The sequence below is a fragment of the Paraburkholderia sp. BR14374 genome (genome assembly GCF_040948685.1).
GTDB classification, from domain to species: Bacteria; Pseudomonadota; Gammaproteobacteria; order Burkholderiales; family Burkholderiaceae; genus Paraburkholderia; species Paraburkholderia youngii.
The window spans coordinates 166,630-188,689 of record NZ_JBFPKF010000014.1; the positions used below are offsets into that span (position 1 = coordinate 166,630).

Annotated in this window: 18 protein-coding genes, 2 tRNA genes and 1 pseudogene; 8 read left to right on the forward strand and 13 right to left on the reverse strand. The window is 64.2% G+C overall.

Going from position 1 to position 22,060, the window contains the following annotated elements:
- Positions 1-23: 23 nt before the first annotated feature.
- Positions 24-1,295, reverse strand: a complete 1,272-nt coding sequence (gene hemA, locus AB3X86_RS27260; RefSeq protein WP_368598409.1) for a glutamyl-tRNA reductase — start codon at positions 1,293-1,295, stop codon at positions 24-26.
- A 459-nt stretch (positions 1,296-1,754) separates the two neighbouring features.
- Between hemA and AB3X86_RS27265 the strand changes: the two are divergent.
- Positions 1,755-1,961, forward strand: a pseudogene (locus AB3X86_RS27265) (DDE transposase); the annotation flags it as partial.
- A gap of 198 nt (positions 1,962-2,159) precedes the next feature.
- On the opposite strand, the gene tatA reads toward AB3X86_RS27265, so the two are convergent.
- The 9 genes from tatA to fdnG form a co-directional block, all read right to left on the reverse strand.
- Complete coding sequence (gene tatA / locus AB3X86_RS27270) at positions 2,160-2,393, reverse strand: Sec-independent protein translocase subunit TatA (protein WP_368598410.1); 234 nt, start codon at positions 2,391-2,393, stop codon at positions 2,160-2,162.
- Positions 2,394-2,688: 295 nt separating this feature from the next.
- Entirely contained in the window at positions 2,689-3,336 is a 648-nt protein-coding gene (locus tag AB3X86_RS27275) for a hypothetical protein (protein WP_368598411.1), read from the reverse strand.
- Between the two features lie 7 nt (positions 3,337-3,343).
- Positions 3,344-3,439, reverse strand: a tRNA-Sec gene (locus AB3X86_RS27280).
- Positions 3,440-3,490: 51 nt separating this feature from the next.
- The gene (selB, locus tag AB3X86_RS27285; RefSeq protein WP_368598412.1) at positions 3,491-5,404 is read right to left on the reverse strand and encodes a selenocysteine-specific translation elongation factor; all 1,914 of its coding nucleotides are present in this window, start codon (positions 5,402-5,404) and stop codon (positions 3,491-3,493) included.
- A 13-nt stretch (positions 5,405-5,417) separates the two neighbouring features.
- Positions 5,418-6,866, reverse strand: coding sequence for an L-seryl-tRNA(Sec) selenium transferase (gene selA / locus AB3X86_RS27290; RefSeq protein WP_368598413.1), 1,449 nt, complete (start codon positions 6,864-6,866; stop codon positions 5,418-5,420).
- A gap of 47 nt (positions 6,867-6,913) precedes the next feature.
- Positions 6,914-7,912: a formate dehydrogenase accessory protein FdhE gene (gene fdhE / locus AB3X86_RS27295; RefSeq protein WP_368598414.1), complete on the reverse strand. Its 999-nt coding sequence runs from the start codon at positions 7,910-7,912 to the stop codon at positions 6,914-6,916.
- Between the two features lie 124 nt (positions 7,913-8,036).
- Positions 8,037-8,693 carry a formate dehydrogenase subunit gamma gene (locus AB3X86_RS27300; protein WP_368598415.1) on the reverse strand — a complete coding sequence of 219 codons (657 nt, stop codon included), beginning with the start codon at positions 8,691-8,693 and terminating at the stop codon, positions 8,037-8,039.
- Complete coding sequence (gene fdxH / locus AB3X86_RS27305) at positions 8,690-9,613, reverse strand: formate dehydrogenase subunit beta (RefSeq protein WP_368598416.1); 924 nt, start codon at positions 9,611-9,613, stop codon at positions 8,690-8,692. Before fdxH ends, AB3X86_RS27300 begins: the two co-directional genes overlap by 4 nt.
- Before the next feature lie 9 nt (positions 9,614-9,622).
- Positions 9,623-12,691 (reverse strand): formate dehydrogenase-N subunit alpha, encoded by a 3,069-nt coding sequence (fdnG, locus tag AB3X86_RS27310; protein ID WP_368598417.1) that lies wholly within the window; start codon positions 12,689-12,691, stop codon positions 9,623-9,625.
- A 167-nt stretch (positions 12,692-12,858) separates the two neighbouring features.
- Between fdnG and AB3X86_RS27315 the strand changes: the two genes are divergently transcribed.
- From AB3X86_RS27315 to AB3X86_RS27335, 5 genes are all read left to right on the forward strand, one after another.
- Positions 12,859-13,242: a beta-xylosidase gene (locus AB3X86_RS27315; protein WP_368598418.1), complete on the forward strand. Its 384-nt coding sequence runs from the start codon at positions 12,859-12,861 to the stop codon at positions 13,240-13,242.
- A gap of 271 nt (positions 13,243-13,513) precedes the next feature.
- A complete protein-coding gene (selD, locus tag AB3X86_RS27320) occupies positions 13,514-14,572 on the forward strand; it encodes a selenide, water dikinase SelD (RefSeq protein ID WP_368598419.1) in 1,059 nt (352 codons plus the stop codon).
- Positions 14,573-14,690: 118 nt separating this feature from the next.
- Positions 14,691-15,758 (forward strand): tRNA 2-selenouridine(34) synthase MnmH, encoded by a 1,068-nt coding sequence (gene mnmH, locus AB3X86_RS27325; RefSeq protein ID WP_368598420.1) that lies wholly within the window; start codon positions 14,691-14,693, stop codon positions 15,756-15,758.
- Between the two features lie 25 nt (positions 15,759-15,783).
- Positions 15,784-16,839 carry a permease gene (locus AB3X86_RS27330; RefSeq protein ID WP_368598421.1) on the forward strand — a complete coding sequence of 352 codons (1,056 nt, stop codon included), beginning with the start codon at positions 15,784-15,786 and terminating at the stop codon, positions 16,837-16,839.
- A gap of 36 nt (positions 16,840-16,875) precedes the next feature.
- A complete protein-coding gene (locus AB3X86_RS27335; RefSeq protein ID WP_018424239.1) occupies positions 16,876-17,010 on the forward strand; it encodes a hypothetical protein in 135 nt (44 codons plus the stop codon).
- Positions 17,011-17,050: 40 nt separating this feature from the next.
- Here AB3X86_RS27335 and dhaL read toward each other — a convergent pair whose 3' ends face one another.
- The 3 genes from dhaL to AB3X86_RS27350 form a co-directional block, all read right to left on the reverse strand.
- Positions 17,051-18,754, reverse strand: a complete 1,704-nt coding sequence (gene dhaL / locus AB3X86_RS27340) for a dihydroxyacetone kinase subunit DhaL (protein ID WP_368598422.1) — start codon at positions 18,752-18,754, stop codon at positions 17,051-17,053.
- Positions 18,755-19,040: 286 nt separating this feature from the next.
- Positions 19,041-19,117: transfer RNA gene (locus AB3X86_RS27345), tRNA-Val, on the reverse strand.
- A gap of 78 nt (positions 19,118-19,195) precedes the next feature.
- Positions 19,196-20,686 (reverse strand): M81 family metallopeptidase, encoded by a 1,491-nt coding sequence (locus AB3X86_RS27350; protein ID WP_368598423.1) that lies wholly within the window; start codon positions 20,684-20,686, stop codon positions 19,196-19,198.
- 681 nt (positions 20,687-21,367) lie between these two features.
- Here AB3X86_RS27350 and AB3X86_RS27355 point away from each other — a divergent pair.
- Positions 21,368-21,829, forward strand: coding sequence for a hypothetical protein (locus tag AB3X86_RS27355; RefSeq protein ID WP_368598429.1), 462 nt, complete (start codon positions 21,368-21,370; stop codon positions 21,827-21,829).
- Positions 21,830-21,876: 47 nt separating this feature from the next.
- A partial coding sequence (locus AB3X86_RS27360) for a hypothetical protein (protein WP_368598424.1) occupies positions 21,877-22,060 on the forward strand: 184 nt, incomplete at its 3' end.

Here is a 22,060-nt window from a genome sequence, read left to right on the forward strand (position 1 = left end):
ATCGATGCAGGAAGCGGCCACGGTCAGCGAGGCGAGTACCAGCGTCCGACAATTTCCTTTAGCAGGTACCGCTCGTTTGCAGGCGCCGAGGTCAGTGCATAGGTGGGCGGATGGATCAGCTTGTTGGTCAGCGACTGCGACAGTGCTTCGAGCACCGCGGCCGGAGCGTCGCCGCGCGCCAGCATTTTCTGCGCGCGTTCGACTTCCGCGCGGCGCAGCGTGTCGGCTTGCGTGTGCATGTGGCGGATCACCGGCACGATGCTGCGCGCGTCGAGCCACTGCATGAAGTTCTGCACGCGCGTATCGATGATCGCTTCGGCCTGCGCGACCGCGGCCTGGCGCGACGCATTGCCTTCGCGGACGATTGCGCCGAGGTCGTCGACGGTGTACAGGAACACGTCTTCGAGCTGGCCGGCTTCGGATTCGATGTCGCGCGGCACCGCGAGGTCGACCATGAAGATCGGGCGGTGACGGCGTGCCTTGACCGCGCGCTCGACCGCGCCGAGACCGATGATCGGCAGCGTGGACGCCGTGCACGACACGATGATGTCGAACTCGTGCATCCGGGAGGGCAGTTCGGAGAGCGGAATGGCGCGGCCGTTGAAGCGCTCGGCGAGCCGCATGCCGCGCTCGGCGGTGCGGTTCGCGACGACGAGTTCACGCGGATGCTGCGCGGCGAAATGCGTCGCGCACAGTTCGATCATTTCGCCCGCACCGATAAACAGCACGCGCTGGTTCGCGATCTTGTCGAAAATGCGTTGGGCGAGGCGGACTGCGGCGGCGGCCATCGATACCGACTGCGCGCCGATTTCAGTGGTGCTGCGCACTTCCTTTGCGACGGCGAAGGTGCGCTGGAACAACTGATTCAGGTAGGTGCCGAGTGCGCCGGCTTCGGAGGCGGTGCGGACCGCGTCCTTCATTTGCCCGACGATCTGCGTCTCGCCCAGGACCATCGAATCGAGCCCCGACGCCACCCGGAACGCATGACGGACCGCTTCGGACTGCGGCAGCGCGTAGACGTGCGGCGCGAGCTCCTCCGTGCGGATACCGTGATACTGCGCCAGCCAGCTCACGGCTTCGTCGCGTGAGCTTTGCGCATCGGTCGCGCAGTACAGTTCGGTGCGGTTGCAGGTGGAGAGAATGGCGGCTTCCGGCGCGCTCAGCGAGCGCTTCCCGGACCACGCTGCCTTGTACTGGGCGAGCGCGGGTTTGATCTCTTCGAACTGAAACGCCACGCGTTCGCGCAAGGCGACGGGCGCCGTTTGGTGATTGATTCCGATCGCAGTCAGTTGCACCGTGAACCTCTCGCTTTCTTACCACGTGGGCTTTGGTCTTTGGCCATCGGTCGTAGAATGCATCGTCGCTTTTGCGGACGCATTACCAGATGATGGTGCGCGAATTGCAGATGTAACGCTTTTGGAACGCGACGGCGCTTTCTAAGGTACTGAAGCGGTGTGCATGTTGACGACGAGGAACAACCGCGCTCACCGAATTGGCGACACATGCCATCGGCCTCCTCACCCCACTGGATCCCGAAAGATCCGGCTCGGCACGCGGACTTGTCGCTATCAGACGCATGTCAGTGAAGATTCGCCATATCCCTCGCGCGATGCTATGTGGGACGCTGGCGACAGCCCTTTGTAATGCCAGCGACTCTCAACCTTCATCCACCGCTTCTCGAAATGTTTAGCGGATCGCTGAAGCGGTTCACCAAAAGTGAAGGAACCTATCTGCCTGTCCGAAATAAGTCGACCACTACACTGATCTTTATCCGCGCGGTCCACACCATCCAGTACGAAATGGCATGGGTGGCCGTGACACCCTCGTACGGCAAATTGCCTGCGCTGCTCAAGCGCCTGCGTGAGCGGCTCAATCAACTTCCCAATGAAAGACGGCCCGGGCGCACCTGCGCTCGAGCCTTTCGTTATACCGTTCGCTTCCTCAGAAGAAACCTTAACTGAACGGCACTACAAATATGCCCGTCCTTTTTCGCGAGGCGGCCGGCCAGGTACGCAAATTTTTCGCTTTGTACACTCATCGCATGCACTGCTGCTGGGGCCCCTCCACTCGGCAATGCTATGCCGTGCTTCTTAAACTTTGTTCTTCCCGATCCAGGTCGAACCTATTGATGATGGAATTTCATCGATTGCAGATGCGCCCTATCGACGCGCCTCATTCACACCACGCGCTGCGCCCGTGTCGTGCATGGCCGGCCCGAACAACTGGTCGACCTTCATTGAATCGTGGAGCGATTCGCGCTCCTTCGCACCGTCCTTGAAGCCTTTTATGGCAAAACCAAGGTCGCTGCCAATATTGCGGAGCTTGCTCGTGCCGAACACGAGAGAAATGATGGTCAGCACGACAAGCCAATGCCAGATACCGAGGGAACCCATGACAAGCTCTCCTTGAAAATGTATCGAAACTGCGCTGGTCACGACTGGAAACGTTGCGCTCCTTCGCGGCCATACAGGCGCTAAATGGATTTCACCACCGCCTCATTACTCGACCATTGCATCTCGACCCTACCGTGATTACGATTGAAACGTTCGACAATGCAGGTTCCGGATTCACCGCACGCATCGCGAAAGCCCGCTGTCCAGCTGCGTCACCGGTTTATCTGATACTCTTTTTATCAGCTTCATTCATCGCGCACCGTCGTCCATGTCTTTATGGAAAATGAGGAGTTCGTCAAATGAACAGAAAATCTGCCATTCTCGTCACTGTGATCTTTTTTGAGATGCAATACACGCACAGAGCAATGTGGCGCTTTTTGGACTGATCGCTTCGAGCATTTTGTCGCGCTTGTCGTGGGTCGATTTCGCAATTTATCGACACAGATCCGGAACGTGAGCGTATACCCAAGATGATTGGATCTCGCGTCGGTGACCGCGTCCCAGGACGGCATTTGCGCCCGTTCGTTTCGGAACTGGAAGCGTGTTCGAATAGAGTCCTGTCAGGGTGGTCGCGCCCTTCAATGAGCCGAAAACCGTCAAGCAACTCTTTCGCGAGAGTTTCTCTCTGCATCAATCTGAGGTTGCCACGCTCAAGAATATCGGCTGTGATTCTTTCTATTTCCTCGTCGATTGCTAAGTCAACTGCTTCGTCCAAAATCTCCTTTAACAGGCGAATGCAGCCGAGCGACATGACGAAGAGATCCCATATATATGGCTTAAGGGAGCAAGGCATTAAGAACGGAAGTCGCGCCTCGAACGTTTTGATGGATTCCACGAATCCCTGAATGTCCTTGCTGGCGGCAATAAGTGTGGGCAGGCCACGTTCAACGTCCGACCAGATGGAACGGCCGAGATCCCGCAGCTTTCGTTCAAAATCACCCAAAGCCTTGTGGCGGAAGGCAGCCGGAGTCGAACCGACCTGAGAGCGTCTGACGCCCTCAACTGGGTTTGAAGCCCAGCCGCACCACCGGATACGAATGCCTTCCTACGGTGATTGAATGACGCGTGCCCGATAGAAACAGGCCGCAGAAGCCAGATCAACGCAGATCGAGCCAGCGGCTATCCGTGCGCACGAGGTGCAGGCCACGGTGGAAGCGAGTATACCCAACCCGGTCGAAGAACTCCAAAAGCTGGATCGCGCGTTTCCGGCCGAGTCCTGTCGCGTCGCGAAACGGCGCGGCCGCCACGGTGCCGGCGTTCTTGTGCGCCTCCGTCGCCGCGATCGACGCGAGTTCGCGAATCACCTGCTGGTGATAGAACAGGTCATGCACGACCTGGAACAGCTCGCCCTGACGCGCGAGCTTGCGCAGCAACTGACGCACGCGCTCCTCCGGCACACCGTGCCCGTTCGCGAGCTCGCGCACCCACGGCGGATCGAAACGTCCCGCCTCGATCTCGGGCAGCAGCGTCGCGGCAAGCGCCTGATCGGCGGCATCGAGTGTCACGGTGTGGCCGGGCAAATGCAGCCACGGTCCGCGTCTGATCAACTCGCCACGCGCCGCCGCATCGTCGACCAACGCGCGCCACAGCGCGTCGTCGACCAGCGGCGCCGCGATGCGCCGCAAGCGCGACAGGTCCGGGCCCAACTCATCCGGCGAGCGCTCGTGGTATTGCGCGAGCGCACTCGTCAAGCGCCCGGCCAGTGCATGCCATGCCGCGTCCGCGAGCAGCAGTGCGTCATGGCCCGGCAGTTCGATCGTGCGCGTCCCGGCGGGCAACGCGAGCGCGGCTGCCGGCTTCCCCGTCAGGCGCTCCAGCAACGCCCGCGACAAACCGTGTGGCGCGCGCGCGAACGGCGCATCGAGCGAGCCGGTGTCGAGCAGCGTCTGTATCGCGTCGAGCCAGTCGAAGCGTTCCGCCGAGCGCCGCTTGCGCGCCGGAGCGAACGGATCGAGCACATGCCCGCCGCCCACCGTGCGATTGGCCTGAGCGTTACGCACGACGAAGCGATCGCCCGGTACCGCGCACAGCGGCCGCTCGAACACGAGTTGCACGCGCGCGCGCTGACCGGGCGCGAGCGTGTCGCCTTCGAGCAGCGCGACATGCGCAACCTGATGCTGCGTGCCGAGATGCACGTGCAGCGGCGTCCAGTGTTCGAGCGGGTGCTGCGCGTCGGCGAGCAGCGTCAACGTGACGTCGATACGCTCACTCGCTTGAGACAGCCGCGGATCGACGACCCAGTCGCCGCGCTCGATCGCACTCTTGTCGATGCCCGCCAGATTCAGCGCGCAGCGCTGGCCGGCGCGGCCGGTTTCGGCGGGGCGATTCTGCGAGTGGATACTGCGCACACGCACCGGCTGATTTTTCGGCGCGAGCAGCATCGTGTCGCCGACGCTCACGCTGCCTGCCACTACGGTCCCGGTGACGATCGTGCCCTGCCCCGCGAGCGTGAACACACGATCGACGGCGAGGCGGAACAGGCCGTCGTCGCGCTTCATACGCCATGTCGCGGCCTGCTCGCGCAGATGCGCATTCAACGCGGCGACGCCCGCGTCGCCCGCGCGAGTCGCGCAGGTATCGAAGACCGGCGCGTCGCGCAGCACGCTATTGCCGACGAACGCACTTACTTCGTCGTGCACTTCGCGCAGTCGTTCCTCGTCGACGCGATCCACTTTCGTCAACGCGATCGCACCGCGCCGGATGCCGAGCAGTTCGACGATCGCCAGATGTTCGCGCGTTTGCGGCATCACGCCGTCGTCGGCGGCGATCACGAGCAGCGCGAAGTCGATGCCGCTCGCGCCCGCGGTCATCGTATGCACGAGCTTTTCGTGGCCCGGCACGTCGATCAGACCGAGCACGTCACCGTTCTCGAGCGGCACGTATGCGTAACCGAGCTCGATCGAAATGCCGCGCGCTTTTTCTTCCTTGAGCCGGTCCGTATCGACGCCGCTCAGTGCCTTCACGAGGCTGGTCTTGCCGTGGTCGATATGCCCCGCTGTACCGACGATCATGCGTGCCTGTCCTTCAGTTGCTCTTCGGTTGCGCGATTAGCTGTGCGATCAATTGCGCCTCATCGGCGGCTTCGAGGCAGCGCAGATCGAGCCTCATCGCGTCGTCCGCGATCCGGCCGATGACCGGCCGCGCCATCCCGCGCAACTGCTTTTCGAGCGCGAGCAGATGACGGCCGCCGCGCTTGCCGTCGGTCATCCTGATGACAAGGCCGTGGCTCGGCAGCACGTCAACGGGCAATGCACCGCTGCCGATCTGGCTGAACATCGGCTCCGCCGCCACGGTGTAGCGCGCGCCGATCGCCTGCTGCAGCGCCGGTAGCACGCGCTGCGCGGCAGCGTGAATGTCCTCGGCGGGACGCGTGAGGAGCCGTAGCGTGGTCAGCCGCTCCGCCAACTTCTCGGGCGCGCGATACAGCCGCAGCACAGGCTCCAACGCCGCGAGCGTCAGCTTGCCGACGCGCAGTGCGCGCTTCAGCGGATGCTTCTTGATCTTGGCGATCAGGTCGCGCCGCCCGACGATCAACCCGGCCTGCGGTCCGCCGAGCAGTTTGTCGCCGCTGAAGGTGACGACATCGGCGCCGGCCGCGACGGTCTCGCGCACCGTCGGCTCGCGCGGCAAGCCCCATTCGGCGAGATCGACCAGCGTGCCGCTGCCGAGATCGACGGCGACCGCGAGCCCGCGCGCGTGCGCGAGCGGCGCGATCTCGTCGATACCGACTTCCTTCGTGAAGCCGCTGATCGCATAGTTGCTCGCGTGGACTTTCATCAGCAGCGCGGTGCGCGCGTTGATCGCCTGTTCATAGTCCTTCAGATGGGTGCGGTTCGTCGTGCCGACTTCGCGCAGCTTCGCGCCCGCGCGGCTCATGATGTCGGGAATGCGAAACGCGCCGCCGATTTCGACGAGCTCGCCGCGCGACACCACCACTTCCTTCTTCGCCGCGAGCGCCGACAGCGTGAGCAGCACCGCGGCCGCGTTGTTGTTGACGACGGTTGCCGCCTCGGCGCCGGTCAGCTCGCAGATCAGATCGTCGATCAGGTCGTCGCGATCGCCGCGCATGCCGGTGGCGAGATCGAACTCGAGGTTCGCCGGTTGCGTGAGCGCGGTCATCACGGCGCGCACCGACTCGTCGGGCAGCAGCGCGCGGCCGAGGTTCGTGTGCAATACAGTGCCGGTCAGATTGAACACACTGCGCAGCCGCGACGCGTTGCGCGCGAGCAGCGCCGCGGCGACCGTCGCATGCAGCTGCGGGGTTTCGAGCGCGCTCACCGCCGGGTTGGCCACCGCATCGCCCGATTGCGCGCTGATACGCCACGCGTCGAGCGCGTCGCGCAACGCATCGAGCACCTGAGTGCGGCCGTATTCGCCGATCAGCGGCGCGAATTCGGCCGACGCCATCACCTTGTCCACCGATGGCACGCGCGCCATCAGCGCGCGCAATTCCGAGCCGCTCACATCGCTCACGAGCAATCCCTTATGTCGTGTTGAACTTGCGTCCGGCCAGGTCGCCGTCAGGCGGACTCGTCGTCCTCCGCGTCCGTCGCGCCGGCCGTCTGTTCCGGCCACAGCCAGGGATGCGGCGACGCGCGCCGGTAACCTTCCGCGCCCATCAGCAGATCGAGCGTGAGGCTCGCGAGGTCGTCCGCGAATGGATCGAACTCGTAGTCCTTCGCCTGGATGCCGATCTTGCGGTAAGTATGGCATTCGTCGCACGACTCCGCCTTCAGCACGGCGTTTTTCGTTTCGGCTTCGCGCGTGGCCGCGTCGGCGTCGGGCGAGCCGGCCACGTGGTACGCAATGCCTTTCGTCGAATCGCAGTTCGAGCATTTGCTTCGGACCATATGCCATTCGGTCGCGCACAGCCCGCATTGCAGATAGCGATAGTTGTCGTACGCGCCGCCGATGCGCAGCGTGCTCGCCACCGGATGGGAGCCGCATACCGGGCACAGGCCCGGCGTGTCGAGGTACGGCACGGCGCGCTTGTCGATGTCGGCTGCGAGGTCGGTCCATACGACTTGCAGCGCGGCCATGATGAATGGCGCGCTCGCCGGGTCGACGTCGGGGAAGCGCTGCGCGAAGATCGCGTCGGCCTGCGCTTCGAGCGTGGCGACGTCGAGCGAGCGCAGTTGCGTGAACACCGCGACGAGCGGCGGCGTCAACGGACCCGCGGCTTCGATCTTGTCGAGCAGTTGCAGCAGCACGTCGCGCCACGCCGGATCGCGCGCGGCGGACAGCGCCGGAATCAGCGGCATCGAATACTGCTGCGCGCTCGCGATCAGCTCCGGGCTCGGCGGCTGCGCCTTGAAGTGCGCGAGCACCGCCTGCTGCGCATCGGCGAGCGCCGCCATCAGCCGCAGATAGCCGGCAATCGGATTGCCACGCGAGGCGAGCTGGCGCAGGCGCGCGGCGCGCGGCGCGAACACCGCGAGCCGCTCCGGCATGCGGATGCGGGGGATTGCCGAGGGATCGAGCGACTCGATGTCGGCGGCTTCGAGAATTCGTTGAGCCAAGTTATCGACCTCTGAAAACGGAAGAGCCGCCGCCCGTCATCGACGTGGCGCGGCGGCCCGGTGCGCGGAGTGCTGCGTGCGGCGCATTGAAACACGCGCTGGGGCAGCGCCGATTGAGCATACTTTATTTGCCGATGATTTCCCTGAACCAGTTCGGATGGTGCTTGCGCGCCCAGCCATAAGTAACGGTGCCGCGCGTCATCGCACCTATGGAGCCCTTGACCCACAGCGCCGCATAGACATGCACGATGATGCCGACGATCAGCAGGAATGCCGTCACCGCGTGCACGAGCGCTGAGAGCCGGATCAGGTCCATCGGGAAATAGAACGAAAAGTAGCGCCGCCAGATCACGATGCCGCTCAGCAACAGCAGCAGCATACAGATCACCATCACGAAGAACAGCAGCTTCTGCCCGGCGTTGTACTTGCCGATTGCGGGCAGGCGCTCCTCGCGGTTGTTCAGCACGTCGCGGTACTGCTTCATCCACTGGATATCCGCCTGGTCCAGATAGTTGTGATGCCAGAAGCGCAACGCAAGAATCAGGAACGAGATGAACATCACGCAGCCGATGAACGGGTGCAGGATTCGCGTCCACTGTCCGCCGCCAAGCACGAAGTACAGAAACGCCATCGCCGGATGGAACATCGCGAGACCGGACAGCGCGAGCAGGATGAAACAGATTGCGGTGATCCAATGATTCGTGCGCTCGTTCGGCGTATAGCGCACGATCAGGCGGTTGCCCTTCACGTCCGTGAAGTCGGTGTGCTCAGAGTGGTTCATTGCTTACCCTCCCGCGAACGGCGCGCTTCTTCGGCTTCCTTGACGGCGGCGGCTTCGTCGGCCTCGGTCACCTCGTTCGGACCGACGCGCGTGTAGTGGAAGAAGCCCGCGAGCGCGGCGATCCCCATGATGGCGAGCCCGATCGGCTTGGCTATACCCTTCCACAACGTCACCATCGGACTGATGCGCGGATCGTCCGGCAGGCCGTGATACAGCGACGGCCGGTCGGCGTGATGCAGCACGTACATCACATGCGTGCCGCCGACCTTTTCCGGGTTATAGAGGCCAGCGTTCTGGAAACCGCGCTCCTTCAGATCGGCGATGCGGTCCTCGGCCTGCAGCTTCATGTCCTCCTTGGTGCCGAACATGATCGCGCCGGTCGGGCAGGTCTTCACGCAGGCCGGCTCCTGGCCGACCGCGACGCGGTCCGAACACAGCGTGCACTTGTACACGCGGCGATCCTTCTTCGACATACGCGGTATGTTGAACGGGCAGCCGGCGATGCAGAAGCCGCAGCCAATGCAGTTCTCCTCGTGAAAATCCACGATGCCGTTCGTGTACTGCACGATCGCGCCCGGCGACGGACAGGCCTTCAGGCAGCCCGGGTCTTCGCAGTGCATGCAGCCGTCCTTGCGGATCAGCCATTCGATATCGCCGGCGGAGTTCTCGTACTCCGCGAAACGCATGACGGTCCACGAATCCGGACTCAAGTCGGGCGGGTTGTCGTAGACGCCGACGTTCACGCCGATCTCGTCGCGCAGATCGTTCCACTCCATGCAGGCGGTCTGACACGCCTTGCAGCCGATGCACTTCGATACGTCGATGAGCTTCGCGACCTGCGCGGTGGCCGGCGCGCGAGCCACCGGCGGCTGCGTGGTGGTGGCCGAGACGCGTCTGATGTCTAGTGATTGCAGTGCCATCTCTTTACCTTATGCCTTTTCGACCTTGACGAGGAACGACTTGGTTTCCGGTGTCTGAGAGTTCCCGTCGCCCACCGGGGGCGTCAGCCCATTGACGAGATAGCCCGGCCTCGCGAGCCCCATGAAGCCCCAATGAATTGGCAGCCCGACGGTCTGCACCTTCTTGCCTTCGACAGTCAGCGGTTTGATGCGCTTCGTCACGACCGCGACGGCTATCAGGTGCCCGCGGTTCGAGCTCACCTTGACCCGGTCGCCGGCCACCACGCCGATCTCCTTCGCGAGGTCTTCGCCGATCTCGACGAACTGCTCGGGCTGGATGATCGCGTTCAGCTTCGCGTGCTTCGTCCAGTAGTGAAAATGCTCGGTCAGACGATAGCTGGTCGCCGTATGCGGGAAGTTCTCGTGCGTGCCGAACGTGGCCTTGTCGCCCGGGAACACGCGCGCCGCCGGGTTGCTGACGACCAGCTTGTTGTCCGGATGCAGCGGGTTGTAGCCGAGCGGCGTCTCGAACGGTTCATAGTGCTCGGGGAACGGCCCTTCGACCATCGCGTCGCGCGCGAAGAACCGCGCGACGCCTTCCGGATTCATGATGAACGGATTCATGCCGCTGTCAGGCGGCTCGTCGACCTTGAAGTCCGGAATGTCGGCGCCCGACCACGTGCTGCCGTTCCACGCGATCAGCTTGCGCGTCGGATCGAACGGCTTGCCGTTGAGATCGCACGACGCGCGGTTGTACAGAACCCGCCGGTTCACCGGCCATGCCCACGCCCAGTTCAGCGTGTTGCCGATGCCGGTCGGGTCCGAGTTGTCGCGGCGGCCCATCTGGTTGCCCGCCTGGGTCCACGCCCCGCAGAAGATCCAGCAGCCGCTCGAAGTCGAGCCGTCGTCGCGCAGCAGCGCGAAACTCGCGAGCTGCTCGCCTTTCTTCGCGAGCACCTTGGTTGGGTCCTTCGGATCGGTGACGTCCGCGAGCGCCTTGCCGTTGAACTCCATCGCGAGTTCTTCCGGCGTCGGGCTATCCGGCTTCGCATAAGGCCAGCTCATGTTCAGGATCGGATCTGGATACTTGCCACCGTCCTTGCGATAAGCGTCGCGAATCCGCAACCACAGCCCAGCCATGATCTCGAGGTCGCTCTTCGCTTCGCCCGGGCCGTCCGCGCCCTGCCAGTGCCATTGCAGCACGCGGCTCGAACTGACGAGCGAGCCGCGTTCCTCGGCGAAGCAGGTGGTCGGCAGACGGAACACCTCGGTCTGGATCGATGCGCTGTCGACGTCGTTGAACGGGCCGTGATTCTTCCAGAACTCCGACGTTTCGGTCGCGAGCGGATCCATGATCACGAGCCACTTCAGCTTGGCCAGAGCCGCGCCGTTCTTTGACTTGTACGGCGCGGCGGCAAGCGGGTTGAAGCCCTGCGCGATGTAGCCGTTCATCTTGCCCTGACTCATCAGCTCGAATACCTGGAGCAGGTCGTAGGACTTGTCGAGCTTCGGCAGATAGTCGAAAGCGAAGTTGTTCTCGGCGGTCGCCTTGTCGCCCCACCACGACTTCATGAAGCTCACGTGGAACGCGCGATAGTTGCGCCAGTAGCTCAGCTGATTCGGCCGCAGCGGATGCTGGGTGCGCTTCTCGATGTAGGCGTCGAAGTCCTGCTCCGCTTCCATCGGCAGCGTCATGTAGCCAGGCAGCAGGTTCGACATCAGGCCGAGGTCCGTCAGGCCCTGGATGTTCGAGTGACCGCGCAGCGCATTCATGCCGCCGCCCGCGATGCCGATGTTGCCGAGCAGCAGCTGTACCATCGCGCCGGTGCGGATGATCTGCGAGCCGATCGAGTGCTGGGTCCAACCGAGCGCGTACATGATCGTAGTCGCGCGTCCCGGCACCGACGTCGCCGCGAGCATCTCGCACACGTGCAGGAACTTGTCCTTCGGCGTGCCGCAGATTTTTTCGACCTGCTCGGGCGTGTAGCGCGAGTAATGCTTCTTCATCAGCTGATAGACGCAGCGCGGGTCCTGCAGCGTCGGATCGACCTTGGCGAAGCCGTCGTCGCCGCGCTCGTAGTCCCACGAGGTCTTGTCGTAGCGGCGCTTGTCGGCGTCGTAGCCGGAGAATATGCCGTCGTTGAACGCAAAGTCCTCACGGACGATAAACGACACGTCCGTGTAGTTCTTCACGTACTCGTGCTGGATTTTGTCGTTCGTCAGCAGATAGTTGATCACCCCGCCGAGGAACGCGATGTCCGTCCCGGTGCGAATCGGCGCGTAGTAGTCCGCGACCGACGCCGTGCGATTAAAGCGCGGGTCGACCACGATCAGGCGCGCCTTGCGGTGCGCCTTCGCTTCGGTGACCCATTTGAAACCGCACGGGTGGGCCTCGGCCGCATTGCCGCCCATCACGAGAATCAAGTCCGCGTTTCTGATGTCGACCCAATGGTTCGTCATCGCTCCACGGCCAAACGTCGGGGCAAGACCTGCCACCGTCGGGCCATGTCAGACACGCGCCTGATTGTCGAATCCGAGCATGCCAAGACTGCGACCAGTCTTGTGCGTCAGATAACCCACCTCGTTACTGCTGGCCGACGCCGCGAGCATCCCGGTAGTCAGCCAGCGGTTGACCTTCTTGCCGTCTGCGGTCGTCTCGACGAAGTTCGCGTCCCGGTCTTCCTTCATCAGCTTCGCGATGCGGTCCAGCGCGTCTTCCCACGAGATGCGCTTCCACTCGTTCGCCCCGGCCGCGCGGTACTCGGGATAGCGCAGACGGCTCGGGCTATGGATGAAGTCGATCAGGCTCGCGCCCTTCGGGCACAGCGTGCCGCGATTGACCGGATGGTCGGGGTCGCCCTCGATGTGGAAGATGCTCGTCTTCACGTTCTTGGCTTCGTCGCCGAGGCCGTACATGAGGACGCCGCAGCCCACCGAGCAGTACGGGCAGGTGTTGCGGGTTTCGGTAGCACGCGACAATTTGTACTGACGGACTTCGGCCAGCGCGGGGGACGGCGAGAAGCCCATCAGGGCTAGGCTCGAACCGGCGAGCGAGGTGGCAGAAACCTTCAGGAACTGTCGCCGAGTCATTTGCGTCATTGCATGGCCTCGGCTCTTTTGGGAACAAAATTGATTATAGATGCCGTTTCACGACCGTAGCTCGATCGTAGTGCATTCGCCACCCGGGTAAATCAGACATGCGAAAGTCACCTGAATGAACGGCTCCCTCTGTCTGCACGATTTATTCCAGGCGCCGGGCACCGTTCATGCTGAATCCGCGAATGGTAATTCAATTGATCTTCTCGACGGATTATTGCGCTCCTATGAACTCCTCTACTTACTCCTGTCGCGCGGCAGCCGGCGCAGCCTCGCTTGCGCTTCTCGGCGCCGCACTGCTGGCCACGAACTCTCCCAGCCTTGCGCAGATTCCCCAGTCGGGCGGCTCTTCGCATATGGAAAGCCGCTCGTCCGGGATGGGTTCGACGCCCGACCCGGGCGCGTCGGCGGTTCACGAATCACTGAAACCTCAGTCGAAAGACAGCGGGCAAGGTAACGCGCGCGGCAAGACCGCCGGCCAGGGACAAAAAACCGAGGGCGCTGGCGGATTTAACAATGGCTTGTATGGGACCGGCGCAGGCAGCAATAAATAAGGCTTTGCAATCGCGCGGTAATTGGTTTGCTAATTGTCGACGGCGATCGATTCGCGCGGCGGTGCGCAATTGTGTTAGCGCGTGAAGAATTCGTTTCATCGCGCGCCGCTGCCGTTTGCATTTGCTTCGGCATTGGTACTTTCTACGCGGGCGTTTATCGTTCGGATATACCGCTTCGGCATTAAGCCAGTTTGCGGCCCGCGCCGAGGCTGCACAGTGTGAAAACTACCCTCATAATGCGGTCATTCGACGAACCCGAACTCCCGCCCTCATGACCCAAGTCCAAGCAAGCCAGTCGCCCCGCCTTACGAGCCTGTCGCACGGTGGCGGCTGCGGCTGTAAGATCGCGCCCGGCCTGCTCGCCGATCTGCTCAAGCGCAGCGCGCCGCTGCCGTTTTTCCCCGACCTGCTGGTTGGCAACGACACCGCCGACGACGCCGCCGTCTACAAGCTCAACGAGGACCAGGCGATCGTCGCGACCACCGATTTCTTCATGCCGATCGTCGACGATCCGTTCGACTTCGGCCGCATCGCCGCGACCAATGCGATTTCCGACGTCTACGCGATGGGCGGCAAGCCGATCATGGCGCTTGCGATCGTCGGCATGCCGATCAACGTGCTGCCGCACGACGTGATCGCGGCCGTGCTGAAAGGCGGCGAATCAGTGTGCGTGGATGCGGGCATCCCGCTCGCGGGGGGCCATTCGATCGATTCGGTCGAGCCGATATACGGCCTCGTCGCGCTGGGCATCGTCGATCCGAAGCGCGTCAAGCGCAATGCGGGCGGCCGGGCCGGCGACGTGCTGATCCTCGGCAAGCCGCTCGGCGTCGGCATTCTGTCCGCGGCGCTGAAAAAAGACCGGCTCGACGAGGCCGGCTACGCGGCCATGATCGGCGCGACCACCAAGCTGAACCGGCCGGGCGCCGAGCTGGCGCGGCTCGACGGCGTGCATGCGCTGACCGACATCACCGGCTTCGGCCTGCTCGGCCACACGCTGGAACTCGCGCGCGGCTCGAAGCTGACCGCGCGCGTGCGCTATGCTGACCTGCCGTGGCTGCCGAACGTCGCGAGCCTCGCGGAAGCCGGTATTTTCACCGGCGCATCGTGCCGCAACTGGGATGCCTATGGCCACGACGTGGTGCTGCCCGCCACGTTGCCGTCGGCCGGCCGTGCGTTGTTGACCGATCCGCAGACGTCGGGCGGGCTGCTGGTGTCGTGCGCGCCCGAGGCGGTCGACGAGGTGCTCGCACTGTTCCGCGCCGATGGCTTCGCCGACGCACGAGTGATCGGCGAGCTTGTGAGCGGTGAAGCGCGGGTCGAGGTCATCTGAGGCAGGCGGTTGAAGGAACGCGTCACTAGGGAACGCCTGAAAGGACGCATAACCGGCCCGAACGAGCCGCGCATGCGATAATTTCGGTCTTCCCGCGGTCCGTTTCGTCCCTACTCCCTTGAAAAGTCTTCTAGTCAGCCTCGATAAAGCCGGCGATTTCGATGAAATCGTCGACGTTCGCACGCCGCTCGAGTTCGAGGAAGACCATATTCCGGGCGCGACCAACGCGCCAGTGCTGAGCAACGAGGAACGCATACTGGTCGGCACGACCTACAAGCAGGTGTCGCCGTTCGAGGGCACGCGGCTCGGAGCGGCGCTCGTCGCGCGCAACATCGCGCATCATCTGGAAACCACGTTCGCCGACCGGCCGCGCAACTGGCGCCCGCTGATCTACTGCTGGCGCGGCGGCAAGCGCTCGGGGTCGGTCACGACGCTGTTCAACATGATCGGCTGGTCGGCGCGGCAACTCGAGGGCGGCTACAAGAGCTACCGGCGCGCCACGCTGGAGAGGCTCGAAACCCTGCCGCGCCGTTTCAGCTACATCGCGCTCGTCGGCCCGACCGGCAGCGGCAAGACACGGCTGCTGTCGGCGCTGCATGAGGCCGGCGCGCAAACGCTCGACCTCGAGGCGCTCGCCTCCCATCGCGGCTCGCTGCTCGGCGCGTACACGGGCGTGCAGCAGCCGTCGCAAAAGCGTTTCGACACGCTGCTCGTCACCGCGCTGCAAGACTTCGACGTGAACCGGCCGGTGTTCGTCGAGGCGGAAAGCCGGCGCATCGGCTCCGTCACGCTGCCCCTCGCGCTGCTCGAAACGTTTCATCGCGGCACGTGCGTCGAGGTGCGTTCGAGCCGCGAGGATCGCGCGGCGTTTCTACTGCAGGATTACGCGCATCTGTTCGAGCATCCCGACTACTTCAAGGGACAGCTGGAACGGCTGATCGGCCTGCACAGCCGCGAGCGGGTCGCGGGCTGGCAGCGGCTCGTCGACGACAACCGGCGCGCCGAGCTCGCGCACGAACTGATCGAACTTCACTACGATCCCGCGTACGCGCGCAGCAGCGGCCAGCATTTCGATCAGCTGCCGAATGCGCTGCAACTCCATTTCCGCCCGAACGACGCCGACGTCGTCGAGCAGGCGAAAACGCTGCTCGCGCAGCTCGACACCCGTACGCTAGTCCTCGGTTGACTCACAACGACATTTAAGAACCATCATGCAATCAACCCTTCGGCAACCTCGCGTCACGTTTGGCTGGATCGTCTTCCTGCTGATCGCCGTCGTCGGCCTCTTCTATGTGAAGTGGTTTCCGTACTACAACCGCGCGTTCGTCGCCGCGAGCCAGCATTCGATCGGCAAGTCGATCCTGATGGGCACGTCCGCGAGCGCACCGGCGGCCTCGTGGCAGGCCGCGATCGACTTCGCGCTCGCGTACGGCAAGGCGATCTGGCAGGCGATGGTGCTTGGCCTGCTGCTCGGCTCCGCGGTGCAGGCGCTGATTCCGCCGCAGTGGGTCGCGCGCGCGCTCGGTCGCGCCGACTTCAACAGTGTCGTCAAAGGCGGCCTGATGTCGTTGCCGGGCATGATGTGCACCTGCTGCGCGGCACCGGTCGTCGCCGGCCTGCGCGCGCGCGAAGCGGCGCCGGGCGCAGCGATTGCTTTTTGGCTCGGTAACACCGCGCTGAATCCCGCGACGCTGATTTTCATGGGCTTCGTGCTCGGCTGGCAGTGGACGGGCTTGCGCCTCGCGCTCGGCATCCTGATGGTGTTCGGCCTCGGCTACCTCGTGAACCGCATGATCACGCCGCAGGAAGCGCAAGCGTCGCGAGAAGCCGTCGCGCAATTGGTCAGCGCCGACGATCCGGGTACCGCGTTCTCGCGCTGGATCTCGATTCTCGGGCGCATGACGCTGCGGCTCGTGCCGGAATACATCGTGCTCGTGCTGATTCTCGGCGCGGCGCGCGCATGGCTGTTTCCGCACGTCGGCCCGGACGTCGACAACAGCCTGCTGTGGATCATCGCGCTGTCGGTCGCCGGCACGCTGTTCGTGATTCCGACCGCGGGTGAGGTGCCGATCATTCAGGCGATGCTGTCGTTCGGCATGGCCGCCGGCCCCGCCGGCGCGCTGCTGATGACGCTGCCGCTCGTCAGCGTGCCGTCGCTCGCGATGCTCGCGCGGTCGTTTCCGCGGCGCGTGCTGACCGTGGTGGCCTGTGCGGTGGTGGTGTGCGGTGTCGTCAGTGGTTTGCTGGCCGTTGCGCTGGGCTTCTGAGACGGTATTTGAGTTCGAGTCGTAGAAGAAGGAAGCATGAAACGTATCGCCGCTTTCGCCGTCACGTGTTGGTCCGCCGCCGGGCTGCTGTACGTTGGACAGCACTCGGTGGCGCTGATCGCGCTGAGCGGTGTCGTTGCTTTCGCGGGGTTCGATCTGCTGCGGCCTTGAAGGGGTCGTTGTTCGCAATAGCGTTCGCGTTCGCCCGCGCCTAACCGGAAAGGGCCTCGCTAATCGCCGCGAGCCACAACACCACCGCGTGCGCGCCCGGGTCCACATGACCGATCGCTCGCTCGCCGACATAACTCGAACGCCCGCGGCGCGGATGCATCGAAGCGGTACGCGACGTGCCATCGATTGCCGCACAGACGGCGGCTTGCAATGCGGCATCCGTCGACGCTCCCTGAGCGAGTGCGTCATACAGCGCGTCGGCGGCGGGCTTCAGCGCATCGACCATCGTGCGATCGCCCGGCGTCGCGCCTCCGAGTTCCATCAATCCATCGACACCGGCGCTGAACGCCGTCGCCCATTGCCATGCCGTGGCCCCGCCCGACGGTTCGAGCGCGGCCGCCGCGCGCAGCAGCATCACCGCGTATAGGGGACCCGACGTACCGCCCACCACGCGCCGCAGCGTCGCCGAGATGCCGCGCAACACCGCGCTCGGCGTGGTTGCGGACGCGTAGGAATCGAGTTCGAGCTGCACCGCGCGTGCGCCGCGCGCGAGGCTGATGCCGAGGTCGCCGTCGCCGACGCGCTGGTCCAGTTCGGTCAATATCGGCTCTGCTGCCAGCAAGCACTCGCAGACCGCTTCGATCGCTCGCCGCAGCGTCGCGTCACGCGCGAGCGTCGCGCCGCTCGCGCTTGGCGGCGCGGGTGGCGCCGCACGCACCGCGACCTGCGCGACGCGGCCGCTCAGCGCGGGCCATGCGCTCGTATGCGAGGCGGCGTCGAGCAGGCTCAGCCGTTCGTCATCGACCCGCAGCAGCGTCAGCGACACGCCAGCCATTTCGAGCGCGCTCAGGAACGTGCCGGCCCACGCGCGCGCAACTTCGATGCCGCGCCCGGCGAGCTCGCGCAGCGCGGCGCCGGCTACCACGTGGAGCTCGCTCGATGGGGTGCCGCCAAGATTGTTGACCAGCAGCGAGACGCGCTCGCCGGCCTGCAACGCGAGATCGTCGATGATCTTTGCCAGCAGCTTGCCGACCATCGCATCGGCCGGTTCCAGCGCACCGCGCGCCACCCCGGGTTCGCCATGAATGCCGAGGCCCCATTCGATTTCGCGATCGCCCAGTTCGAAGCCCGGCTTGCCCGCGGCCGGCACCGTGCACGGCGTCAGCGCGACGCCCATCGTGCCGAGCGACGCGGCCGCTTCTTTAGCGATCCGCGCGACTTCGGGCAACGGCAATCCGCGCGCGGCCGCCGCGCCCGCGATCTTATGAACCAGCACCGTGCCCGCGAGTCCGCGACGGCCCGCGTGATTGCCGCTCGCGCTCAGCGCGACGTCGTCGGCGACGATCATCATCTCGACGGGAATGCCCTCGGCGCGCGCGATTTCGGCCGCGAGGCCGAAGTTGAAGCGGTCGCCCGTGTAATTCTTGACGATCAGCAACGCGCCCGCGGGGCCGGCCACCGCTCTGATTGCGTCGAGTACGGCGTCGGTGGATGGCGATGTGAAGATCTCGCCGGCCACCGCCGCGCTCAGCATGCCGTGGCCGACGTAGCCGCCGTGCGCGGGCTCGTGGCCCGAGCCGCCGCCGGAGATCAGCGCGACCTCGCCGCGCGCAGCCACGGCCTCGGCATCGGCGCGCAACACGATCGTGCCGCCCTGCAACAGCGAGAGCTGGGGATTAAGGGCGATCAGCCCGTCGAGCATGTCGGGGACCACGGTGGACACATCGTTGATGAGCTTCTTCATTGCGTCAGCTCCGTTGGATGCTGCCGGCAGCGCATGATCGAATGATGCGATGGCAACGGCAGTCGGGTCGTCGGCGAAAGCGGAAGGACTAACTGTACCGCGCATTGTCGAACGACGACGCAACAGCGGCAAAAAACGCGTGAATGTGCGCGAGCTGCGAGCCACAAGCGGACAACGAAAACGAAGGGGACGTGATGCCGAACGGCGAAACTGCGGGAACGACGGGATGGATTTGACTGGACCGTAGACGAAAGCGGAACCGCTTTCGTCTACGTCACAGATGCGTTGGTAGGCTCGATTGGATTCGAACCAACGACCCCCACCATGTCAAGGTGGTGCTCTAACCAACTGAGCTACGAGCCTTTAGAGGCGCGAATTATAGAGACTCGTTGGAGACTTCACAAGCCCTTGCGGCGATTTATCGAATCGCATGCGTGTTGATCAGTTGGTCGCGGTCCATTCGGTGTCAGGGTCCAATGGATAAACCGGCCGTTTCACGCGCTCGAATCTGAACAGACTGTAGTCCGAACTCGTGACGCCGCGACTATCGCATTCGACGAGCGCCGCCGCGATCGGCACGAAGACCGGCCGGCAATACATGCGTGATTTGAGCAGCAGAAAACGCGCGCGGCGCGGATCGATGCCGACGCTCTCGAATACGCCGAGATCCCACGGCTCATGCGTGTGTTCGGTCACGACGAGTTTCACCGTGCCGGCGTCGAGCACTGCCGCACGCCCCATGTACGCGCGTTGGCCGGTGTAGGTCGGACCGCTGATCACGTATTCGCCGTCCGTCAGCGCGCGCACGACGCCGGTCAGGGCGAGCGGCGAACGCGAGGGCAAAGCATCGTTTGTCAGCTTGTTGCCGATCGCGAGCGTGACCGTGCTTCCGACCCCCGAGGCCGCCAGGGCCGCGACCGCCTGCGGGTCGCACAACGGCCCGCTGACGATGTCTTCGAGGCCCTGCTTCAATGCTTCCTCGAGCAGATCCATCGAGTCGCACGTGCCGCCTGACATGCAGTTGTCCCCATGATCGAGCAGCAGCACCGGTTTGTCGGCGCCGCGCGCGAGCGACGCCGCCCGCGCGACCGATTCGGCAAGCGGCGCGCTGCGATAGACGAAATCGTCGCGCTCGTCCCAGATCTGTCGCGCGACACGCTCGGCGACCGCCTCGGCATCCGCGCGCTCGCCATTGCCCACTACAACGACGCTAATGCATGGCGCGTCGATATCGGCGAGCGAGAAGCCCGCCAGCACCGATACCGCGAGCATGCCGTCGGCCTCGGCGGCGCGCGCGGCGTCGAGCGCGCGTTTCATCGCGCCGTCGGCGCTCGCGCTGCGCAGCGTGTGCGTGAGCAGCGGCGGTTGACGCCACGCGATCACCGGATTCGCGTGGCCGTCGATCATGTCGAACAGCAGGCGCGCCGCGTGCGCGCCAGTCTCGTACATGTCGACGTGCGGATAGGTTTTGAAACTGACGATGATGTCGGCGTTGTCGATCATCTTTTGCGTGACGTTGCCGTGCAGATCGAGTGCGACCGCGATCCGCGCGTGCGGCAACGACGCACGCACGCGCGCGAGCAGATCCCCTTCGCCGTCGGCCGAGTTCTCGGCGACCATCGCGCCGTGCAGATCGAGCATCACCGCCTCGCAACCCGTCGCGCCTGCCAGGATAGCGTCGCAGATCGTATCGTAGGCTGCGGCGTCCACCGGCCCGCTCGGATTCGCCATGGCGGAGATCGGCGTCACGATTTCGGCGTGCACGCGCTCGGCGGCGTCGATGAACGCGGCCATCGCCGTTTGCATGCCCTTGTTTTCGTCGAACGCGGCGCGGCCGTAGCTGGGACCGGTGCGGCCGAATGCGGCCAGCGGGGTTTCTACCGGCGAGAAAGTGTTGGTCTCGTGGTTCATTCGTGCGATCAGGATCTTCATACGCGTACGCTCCCTGTCCTCGACGCGGCGCTCAGCATCACCTGCAGCAGCACCTTGAAGCCGGCTTCCAGATGATCGGCGCGCGCCCTCGATTTCGTCGTGGCTGATGCCGTCCTTGCACGGAACGAAGATCGTCGCGCTGAGTCTGATGCGCGCGAAATAGACCGCGTCATTGCCCGCGCCGCTGGTTACATCCGTCGAGGACAGACACCTCGAGCCAGCCGACCGTGGCGCGGCGACGCGGCGCATGATCGCGCGCCCGATGCGGTTCGCCGCGAGGAGCCCGCTTCGATGCTTCCCGGGTCGAACGCAACTGGATGGCGCTTGCCGACGGGACTTGCTCCGTTCCGGCTTGCTGGTCGGCGTTGTTCCAGTTGTCATGATAGAGAGGTTTTGCCGAGGCTGACGGCCGGACGTCCGCGAGGCGGCAATGCGGCGACGCCTTTCCGTGGGCGAGGATAGCGGGAAAACCGCTGGATTCGAGGGTAGCGAACGGCGCACCGCGGGCGATTTAGGTGTCAATCCGCTCGACTACGGACGCCGCGACATGCCGGCAATCTGCGCGCAAGTGGTCGCCAGCAAACGTTTTCGTCGAAGGAAGCGGGTAAAACGCAATGAAGGCTCAACCTTTTGCGAAGCGCGCCGTTATTGCATGTGCTCAGGCAAACCCCTTGGATCTCCATGGCACAACCGATTCCTTTCCGCAACTCTGGCGCCGCCCGCGCGCGGCATGCCAAAGCCATGCTGTTGCCCATCGCGCGCCAGATCGCCGACGATCTCGCGTTACGAGTTCATCTGTCGCTCGACGCATTGCGCCGCGGCGTCGGCACCAAGAGCGATGCACAGACACTCACGCAGATCATGCTGTTGACCAGCTATCTCGCCGATGCCGGCTTCGGCTCGATGAGCCATGAAGAACTCCACGCCGCGGATCGCGCCTCGGCGATGGTGTTCGACGCAGGTCGGGAACGCGACGAATGGAAGCTGGACGAAGCGGGATTCGAACTCTTTGCATCGATCGCTACGAGGTACGATCGGCAACTGCATCGCGCTCCGCTTTGGGCGATTACGGAGGCCAGTGAGAGACTAGACCGCTTTATCGCGGGGAGATCCGATCGAGCGCCGGTGCGTAAGCGGGCATAGCGGTTTTGGAGGAAGTGCTGACCGCCTGAACCAGAAGGACGCGGATTTTGGACGAACATGTCGGAAGTCGCCGGGTTACGCGGATGCGCTGCGGATCGGAAAGCAGTGAAGCGCGCGGAATTGACCGCGTAAACGCAAAAACCCCACCGCTGGGCGGTGGGGTTTCTGGCTTTGGGGGGAGCCTGACGATTACCTACTTTCACACGGGCAATCCGCACTATCATCGGCGTG

Excerpts from the sequence above, each read along its gene's own strand:
- AB3X86_RS27335 (WP_018424239.1), top strand. The coding sequence starts at position 16,876 with ATGAAACGTATCGCCGCTTTCGCCGTCACGTGTTGGTCCGCCGCCGGG.
- AB3X86_RS27355 (WP_368598429.1), top strand. The coding sequence starts at position 21,368 with ATGGCACAACCGATTCCTTTCCGCAACTCTGGCGCCGCCCGCGCGCGG.
- dhaL (WP_368598422.1), bottom strand. The coding sequence starts at position 18,754 with ATGAAGAAGCTCATCAACGATGTGTCCACCGTGGTCCCCGACATGCTC.
- AB3X86_RS27350 (WP_368598423.1), bottom strand. The coding sequence starts at position 20,686 with ATGAAGATCCTGATCGCACGAATGAACCACGAGACCAACACTTTCTCG.
- AB3X86_RS27300 (WP_368598415.1), bottom strand. The coding sequence starts at position 8,693 with ATGAACCACTCTGAGCACACCGACTTCACGGACGTGAAGGGCAACCGC.
- selD (WP_368598419.1), top strand. The coding sequence starts at position 13,514 with ATGACCCAAGTCCAAGCAAGCCAGTCGCCCCGCCTTACGAGCCTGTCG.
- tatA (WP_368598410.1), bottom strand. The coding sequence starts at position 2,393 with ATGGGTTCCCTCGGTATCTGGCATTGGCTTGTCGTGCTGACCATCATT.
- AB3X86_RS27315 (WP_368598418.1), top strand. The coding sequence starts at position 12,859 with ATGCTGAATCCGCGAATGGTAATTCAATTGATCTTCTCGACGGATTAT.
- fdxH (WP_368598416.1), bottom strand. The coding sequence starts at position 9,613 with ATGGCACTGCAATCACTAGACATCAGACGCGTCTCGGCCACCACCACG.
- selB (WP_368598412.1), bottom strand. The coding sequence starts at position 5,404 with ATGATCGTCGGTACAGCGGGGCATATCGACCACGGCAAGACCAGCCTC.
- AB3X86_RS27330 (WP_368598421.1), top strand. The coding sequence starts at position 15,784 with ATGCAATCAACCCTTCGGCAACCTCGCGTCACGTTTGGCTGGATCGTC.